This window comes from Nonomuraea longispora (assembly GCF_004348345.1).
Classification (GTDB): domain Bacteria; phylum Actinomycetota; class Actinomycetes; order Streptosporangiales; family Streptosporangiaceae; genus Nonomuraea; species Nonomuraea longispora.
Map to the genome: position 1 here is coordinate 1 of NZ_SMJZ01000302.1, position 7470 is coordinate 7470.

Sequence of the window (7470 nt, forward strand, 5' to 3'; positions counted from 1 at the left end):
TATAAGAGACAGGGTCAGGAGGGGGCGACGGGGGAGGAGACCAGGGCGGCGCAGGCCTCGGTGGCCATGACGGCGCTCAGCTGCGCCGACAGGGGCACCCTGCCGTCCGCCGCGCGCGTCCACACCGGCCCGGCCAGGATCATGCCGTCGCGTTCGCACGACTTCCACAGCCGCTCGGTGCTGGCCAGCATGAAGCCCCGCAGGTCGGGCACATCCGCCGCGTCGACCAGCAGGCGCGCGTACCGGTAGAAGACTCCCTTGAACAGCCCTTCGTCACCGCCGCCGCCCTCGTCGGCGAAGACCCCGCCGGATGCCAGCTCGGCGAAGGCCGTGCGGGCCGTCCTGGTGGCGCGCCGCAGGTAGTCGTCCTCCCCGAGCGTGCGGGCCAGCTCCACACAGGCCCCGATGTAGAGACCCTGGTTGTACGTGAAACGCCACTGCTCGTCGATGGCGTGGTCCTGCTGCCGGTTGATCCCGTCGTGGACGAACCCGTCAGGCCGCACCAGCACGCGCTCCAGCCAGTCCATCGCCCGCCGCCCCCAGGCCAGTTGCTCGGGGTCGCCCGTGTGCCGGTGCAGGCGGGCGGACAGCACCACGAAGGGGCCGTTGGCGGGAGTGTTCTTGTAGTACGGCTGGGGGACCCGCCAGGCGATCCCGCCGCCCTCGTGCTCGTTCCAGCCGTTGTCCAGCACGTGCCGCCAGATCCGGGCCGCCTCCGCGCGCAGGTCGTCGTCGTCGCGGGCGTCGGCCAGCCGCAGGATCGCCAGGCCGAACCAGAGCATGTCGTCGAAGTAGTCGTTGAACAACGACCCGTCGTTGCGGGCGAGGATGTTGTCGTGGACCTCCATGGCGCGATCCAGCCATGCCTGGTCCGAGGTCCGCTCGTACGCGTCCACCCGCGCGTCCAGGGCGTGCGCCAGCCACCAGTAGTTGAAGACGTCGTTGTCGCCGGGACCCAGCGGGTGCCAGTTGTCGAAGAGCTGCCCGCCGGGGGCGGCGAAGTAGTGATCCAGGCTGCGCTGCGCCACGTCGGCGCGGTCGTTCCAGAGCGTGCGTGAATCGGGCTCGGGCAACACCAGGCGTTCTCCGTTCGTCGTTGCGTGCGTGGGCCGTGATCTGTGGGCTGGTCCGTGATCTGTGGGCTGGGCCGTGATCTGTGGGCTGGGCACGTGGGCCGCTGCTAGCGCGGCCCGCGCCGGTCGTCGGCCTCGACGATCGTGAAGGGGACGATGGACCGTGCGGGGACGGGCTCGCCGCGCGTCTGGGCGAGCAGGAGGTCGACCGCGCGCCTGCCCATCTCGCGCTGGTCCTGGCGCACGTGCAGGTAGGCGGGCCCCGCCACGGGGTCGCCGGGGGAGTCGAAGCAGGCGATGAGGGGCCGGTCCCGCCCCGGCGGGGCCTCGACGGCCCGGTCCACCACGCGCGCGAGGTTGTACTCGCAGACCACGAACGCGGTGACCTCGGGCTCGCGCTCCTGGAAGGCGCGGACCCGCGCCACGTCGGCCCGCACGTTCTCCGCGCTGAAGGCGCCTGGCAGGGTGCTGGACAGGCCGGTCAGCAGGTGCTGGTGGCCGAGGGGCAGGCCGCGCCCCGCCAGCGCCGTCCGGAAGCCCTCCAGCCGCTCCTCGATGCTGGAGGTGTTCTCCGGCGGGGGCGAGACGAACGCGATGTGCCGGTGCCCCTGGTCGAGCAGGCGGTCGGTGAGGGTGCGGGCGGCGGCCACGTTGTCGGTGTGGACGGCGCACGCCTGGATGCCCGCCAGATAGCGGTCGACCAGCACCAGCGGGTAGCCGGCGAGGATGGTGCGAAGCAGGCGGGCGTTGTAGTACTCGCCGTGAACGGGGAAGACGATCAGGCCGTCGACGAGGCCGCCGTCGACCATGGACGCGACCGCGCGCTCCTCCTCCGCCTGGTCGCCGCGGGTGCGTTTGATCACGAGGGCGACCCCGTGCTCGGCGCAGCGTTCCTCCACGGCGGCGAGTAGTTCGAGACCGTACGCCTCCGACGCGTCGGGGTAGATCATCGCGATCGCCCCGGGAGCCCGCTCGCCCGCCGCCGCGCGCTCGGCCGCGGTCGCGGTGGCGGGGATCGCGAGCTGGCCGAGGTCGGGCAGCTCGTCGGCGACGAACGAGCCCTTGCCGCGGATGCGCTCCACGACGCCCGCCTGCCGCAGGAGCTCCAGGGCGCGCTTCGAGGTGATGCGGCTGACCTGGAACCGCTCGGCCAGCTCCATCTCGGAGGAGACGCGGTCTCCCGGAACCAGGGCGCCCCGCCTGATCTCGTCCAGCAGGTATTCGATGATGCGCTCGTAGAGCAGCGGGCCTCTTGCGACCACTCTTCCCCTTAGGCCACGAAAGTTGGTATGTCAGCGGAAGCTAGGTATATACCACACTACCGCCCATCAGCCTGTACTTCGTTGCCAAGATATTTCATCCTGATATCTCCAACATATTGACTTATATCAACATGCTTCCTACCTTTCCCACAAGTGACCTCTCCGGGAAGTCCCGAAGGAGACCGCGTGACCAGGACGCTCGCCACAGGGCCGGACATCCGCGGGCCCGCCGCCGGCCGGCCTCGGCATGGACGTCGCCCTGAACGTTCGGCGCCGGGCCGCCACCAGGCGCGCGCCGGCAGGGCGTTCACCGCGCCGGCGATGGCGTTGTTCCTCGTCTTCACCGTGCTGCCGGTGGCCGGCGCCTTCGGCCTCAGCTTCACGACGTACGACGTGCTGACGCCGCCGTCCTGGGCCGGCCTGGCCAACTACGGGCGCCTCCTGGAGGACGAGACGTTCTTCACCACGCTGAAGAACATCCTCTACTACTGCGCGATGTTCGTGCCCGCCATGATCGCCATCTCGCTGGCGCTGGCGCTGGCGCTCAGCCGGCGGCTCCCGGGCATGGCGATCTTCCGCACCGTCTACTTCATCCCGGTCGTCACCTCGCCCGTCGCCGCCGCCACCGTGTGGGCGTGGATGCTGAACAGCCACTACGGCCCCATCAACGAGGTCCTCGGATATTTCGGCATTCCCGGCCCCGCCTGGGTGGGCGACGGCAGCACGGCCATGATGTCCATCGTGATCGTCACGCTGTGGCAAGGGGTGGGCTCCAACATGCTCATCTACCTGGCCGGCCTGCAGAACGTCCCGGCCCACCTGTACGAGGCCGCCGCGCTCGACGGGGCCGGCCGCTGGCGGACGTTCCTGCACATCACCTGGCCCTCGCTGCGCACGACCACCTTCTTCGTCACGACCCTGTCGCTGATCGGCGCGTTCCAGCTCTTCGACCAGGCGTACGTGATGACCAAGGGCGGTCCCGGCAACACGACGCTGACGCCCGTCTACCAGATCTACGAGACGGGCTTCAACCGGCTGCAGATGGGCTACGCCTCCGCGCAGGCCTTCACCCTGTTCGTCATCATCGTCGCCGTCACGGTGATCAACATGCGGGTCAACCGCGACCAGGTGCCGGAGTGATGCCCATGACCAGCAGGACCACCGCAACGATCCGTCTCGTGCTCGGCCGCACGGTCTTCTACGGTGTGCTGACGGTGATGGGCCTGTTCATGCTGCTGCCGTTCCTGTGGTCGCTGAGCACGTCGCTCAAGCCGAACGAGGAGATCATCGCGCTGCCCATCAAGTGGTTGCCCGGCTCGCTCACCTTCGAGCACTACTGGTCGGCGTTCACCACCGTCCCGTTCGCCCGGCACTTCGCCAACTCGATGCTGCTGGCCGTGGCGGGCGTGGCGACCAACGTGCTGCTCGGCGCGCTGGCTGGCTACGCCTTCGCCCGGTTGGCGTTCCGGGGCAACCGGCTGCTGTTCCGGCTGCTGCTGGCCTCGATGATGGTGCCGCCCGTCGTGACGCTGGTGCCGTCGTTCATCATCGTCAGGAGCATGCCGCTGGTGGGCGGCAACGACATCACCGGGCAGGGCGGCGCCGGGCTGCTCAACACGTACTGGGCGGTCATCCTGCCGGGGGCGGTCGGGGCGTTCGCGGTGTTCATGATGCGGCAGTTCTTCCTGGCGCTGCCCAAGGACCTGGGCGAGGCCGCCCGCGTCGACGGGTGCCGCGAGTTCCGCATCTTCTGGAGCATCTACCTGCCCCTGTGCCGTCCCGCGCTGGCCACCCTGTCGGTGTTCACGTTCGTCGCCGGCTGGAACGGCTTCCTGTGGCCGCTGATCGTGCTCAACGACCCCGACATGATGACGATCCAGATGAGCCTGGCCGCCTTCTCCTACAACCAGAAGACCGACTACGGGCCGCTCATGGCCGGATCGATCGTCGCCATGGTGCCCACGCTCCTGCTGTTCGCCTTCGGACAGCGCTACCTCACCCGCGGCCTGGCCTTCACCGGCACGGGCTCCAAGTGACCCTCCCTGTGATCTCCGAGAAAGGAACGAGCCGCCGATGCGCTGGACTCTGCCCGGGCGGCTGGCCGTCACCACCGTCGCCCTCCTGACCGTGGTCTCCACCGGCTGCGCCCCGTCCGACGACGACTCCTCCGGCTCCGGTGACGTGGTCAAGCTGACCTTCTGGGGCGACTGGTCGGGCGAGGGCGAACAGCAGTTCAGGACGATGACCGACGCCTTCAACAAGACCCATCCCGGCATCCGGGTCGAATACGTCGTCCAGGAGGACATGCTCACCAAGTTCCTCACCGCCTCGACCTCCGGCCAGGCCCCCGACGTCATGTTCTGGGACCGCTGGCGCACGGCCACGTACGCGCCCAAGAACGTGCTTGAGCCGCTCGACGAGCGCATGAAGAAGGACGGCATCGAGCGGGAACGGTTCTACGGCGAGGCGGTGCGCGAGCTGAGCCACGACGGCAAGGTGTACGGCCTGCCGTTGACCGTCGACGCGCGGGCGCTGTTCTACAACAGGACCCACCTGAAGGAGGCCGGGGTGGAGCCGCCCCGCACCTGGGCCGAGCTGGAGAAGGCGGCGATCAAGCTGACCAGGCGGGAGGGCGGCAAGCTGATCCGCGCCGGGCTGTCGATGGACGACGTGGGCCTGTTCAGCATGTACCTCCACCAGGCCGGCGGCCAGATGGTCACCGACGACTGCTCCCGCACCACCTTCAACAGCCCGCAGGGCACTCAGGCGCTCGACCTGTGGGGCCGCATGGTCAGGGGCGGCGTCTACCAGACCGGGTTCGAGACCGGGCTGGGCGAGGGCACCGACGCGTTCGCCACCGGCAAGGTCTCCATGATCTTCACCGGCCCGTGGAACATCACCACCTACAAGAAGTACGGCAAGGACCTCGACTTCGGCATCGTGCCGCCGCCCGCGGGGCCGCAGGGCGGCAAGGCCAGCCTCATGGGCGGCTTCGGCCTGGTGATCCCGCGCGCGGCCAAGCAGAAGGACGCGGCCTGGGAGTTCGTCAAGTGGTGGACGGCCGAGAGGGCCAACGCGCTGAAGTGGGCCAAGGCCAGCCTGAACATCCCCGGCAACGTGGAGGCGGCCACGGACCCGTTCTTCACCGGCGACCCGTTCTGGAAGCCGATCCTCGACACGCTCGAATACGCCAAGGTACGGCCGGCCTGCGCCGGCTACCCGCCGATGGAGGACGAGGCCCTCATCCCCAACCTGCAGTTGTTCCTCGGGGGCAAGGCCACCGCCCAGCAGGCCCTGGCCAAGTCCCAGGAGCAGGGCGACCGTGTCCTGGCCCAGAACAACCTCGGCTGAGGAGAGCATCTGTGAGAGCGCGCATCGCGGCCGTCCGCGTCGCGTTATTCGGCCTGATGCAGGCCGGCCTGGTCGCCCAGCCGGCGCACGCCACCGTCCCCGGGGACGCCGACGCCGCCATGTCCGCCTTCGTCGACGCCTTCTGGGACCCCACCCGCAGCCGGGAATACCGGCAGATGGTCGACGACGTGTACGCGGGCTTCGTCGCCTACTACCCGGACTTCGCCGACGACTTCAACGACGATCGCCGCCGCGATCGCGGCCTTCTGCCCGCCCCGCCCGGAACCCAGGACCACCACAGCGAAATCCGCCACACCGGCCAGTTTGGGGGGTGGGGCGGCAGTGGGAAAAGCCCTTCCTGCAAGACTTCGTCGTATGATGCGCGCATTCTGCCAGGTAGACGTCTTCACCGACGTCCCCTACCGCGGCAACCCGCTGGCCGTGGTGGTCGACGGCGAAGGGCTGAGCACCGAGGACATGCGGCGCTTCGCCGCGTGGACCAACCTGTCCGAAACCACCTTCCTGCTGCCGCCGGCCGCTCCGGAGGCCGACTACCAGGTACGGATCTTCACCCCGACCGGCGAGCTGCCCTTCGCCGGGCACCCTACGCTCGGCACCTGCCACGCCTGGCTGGAGGCCGGGGGAGTGCCGCGCGAGGACGGTGAGATCACGCAGGAGTGCGGAGCGGGGCTCATCCGGTTGCGCAGGACGGACGCCGGGCTCGCGTTCCAGGCGCCGCCGCTGCTGCGCTCCGGCCCCGTGGAGGACGAGCTCGTCGAGCTGGTCTCCGAGGCCCTGCGGATTCCCAGGGACGACATGGTCGACGTCGAGTGGGCCGACAACGGCCCCGGATGGGTGGCGGTGCTGCTCGCCGACGCCGACGCCGTCCTCGCGGTCCGGCCCGGCCCCGTGCCGCACGACGTCGGCGTGGTGGGGCCGTACCCGGAGGGCTCGCCGTGCGCCTTCGAGCTACGGGCCTTCACCCCCGTGCACGGCACCACCGTGGAGGACCCCGTGACCGGCAGCCTGAACGCGTCGGTGGCGCAGTGGCTGCTGCGGACCGGGCGGGCCACGGCGCCGTACGTGGCGAGCCAGGGCGCCGCGCTCGGACGCGCCGGGCGGGTGCACGTCTCCACCGGCGAGCAGGGCGAGGTCTGGGTGGGCGGCTCGGTCGTCACCTGCGTCAGCGGGCGGGTCGTGTTGTGAACCTGACCTCGTCACCCGGCCTCAGCTGCGCCGCCACCGCCAGGTCGGCCGCCGTCACGACGGCGATCACCGGGTAGCCGCCCGTCGGGGGGTGGTCGGCGAGGAAGACGATCGGCTGCCCGCTCGGAGGCACCTGCACGGCCCCGGCGACCATGCCCTCGCTCGGCAGCTCGCCCTCCTTGGCGCGCACCAGCTCGGGTCCGCTCAGCCGCACCCCGACGCGGTTGCTGTCCTGGCTCACGACGTACGGCCCCGCGCACAGCGCCGCCGGCGCCTCGGGCGTGAACCAGTCGTCGCGCGGCCCCGGCAGCACGCGCAGCACGGCGGGCCTCGGTCCGGGCAGGGGCGCGAGGTCGGCGACGATGTCACCCCCCGGCGGGCCGACCGGCAGCAGCGTCCCGGCCCGCAGCGGCTCGGGGCCGAGCTCCGACAGCGAGTCGGTCGAACGGCTGCCGAGCACCGGTTCGACCGCGATCCCCCCGCGCACGGCCAGATAGGTGCGCAGCCCCCACGCAGGCGTTCCCAGCCGCAGCTCCGCCCCCGCGGGCACCCAGAACGGCACCCCCATCCCGGCCCGC

At 70.4% G+C, this 7470-nt stretch carries 8 protein-coding genes; 4 read left to right on the forward strand and 4 right to left on the reverse strand.

Annotated features, from left to right (window positions below; genetic code table 11):
• Positions 1-14: 14 nt before the first annotated feature.
• Together E1267_RS41340 and E1267_RS41345 are read right to left on the reverse strand one after the other, a co-directional pair.
• Positions 15-1076, reverse strand: a complete 1062-nt coding sequence (locus E1267_RS41340; RefSeq protein WP_165960092.1) for a glycoside hydrolase family 76 protein — start codon at positions 1074-1076, stop codon at positions 15-17.
• Positions 1077-1180: 104 nt separating this feature from the next.
• Entirely contained in the window at positions 1181-2335 is a 1155-nt protein-coding gene (locus E1267_RS41345) for a GntR family transcriptional regulator (protein WP_132341395.1), read from the reverse strand.
• Positions 2336-2521: 186 nt separating this feature from the next.
• Between E1267_RS41345 and E1267_RS41350 the strand changes: the two genes are divergently transcribed.
• The 3 genes from E1267_RS41350 to E1267_RS41360 are packed head-to-tail and all read left to right on the forward strand — an operon-like array spanning position 2522 to position 5686.
• Complete coding sequence (locus tag E1267_RS41350) at positions 2522-3475, forward strand: carbohydrate ABC transporter permease (protein ID WP_220449924.1); 954 nt, start codon at positions 2522-2524, stop codon at positions 3473-3475.
• Positions 3476-3480: 5 nt separating this feature from the next.
• A complete protein-coding gene (locus E1267_RS41355) occupies positions 3481-4371 on the forward strand; it encodes a carbohydrate ABC transporter permease (RefSeq protein ID WP_132341397.1) in 891 nt (296 codons plus the stop codon).
• Positions 4372-4408: 37 nt separating this feature from the next.
• Positions 4409-5686 carry an ABC transporter substrate-binding protein gene (locus tag E1267_RS41360; RefSeq protein WP_132341399.1) on the forward strand — a complete coding sequence of 426 codons (1278 nt, stop codon included), beginning with the start codon at positions 4409-4411 and terminating at the stop codon, positions 5684-5686.
• Between the two features lie 44 nt (positions 5687-5730).
• On the opposite strand, the gene E1267_RS41365 is transcribed toward E1267_RS41360, so the two are convergent.
• Positions 5731-6000 (reverse strand): hypothetical protein, encoded by a 270-nt coding sequence (locus E1267_RS41365; RefSeq protein WP_132341401.1) that lies wholly within the window; start codon positions 5998-6000, stop codon positions 5731-5733.
• Positions 6001-6061: 61 nt separating this feature from the next.
• On the opposite strand from E1267_RS41365, the gene E1267_RS41370 reads away from it, so the two are divergent.
• A complete protein-coding gene (locus tag E1267_RS41370) occupies positions 6062-6892 on the forward strand; it encodes a PhzF family phenazine biosynthesis protein (protein WP_132341403.1) in 831 nt (276 codons plus the stop codon).
• On the opposite strand, the gene E1267_RS41375 is transcribed toward E1267_RS41370, so the two are convergent.
• The coding region (locus tag E1267_RS41375) for a 5-oxoprolinase subunit C family protein (protein WP_132341405.1) at positions 6870-7470 on the reverse strand (601 nt) is incomplete at its 5' end. The two genes, E1267_RS41370 and E1267_RS41375, sit on opposite strands and share 23 nt — an antisense overlap.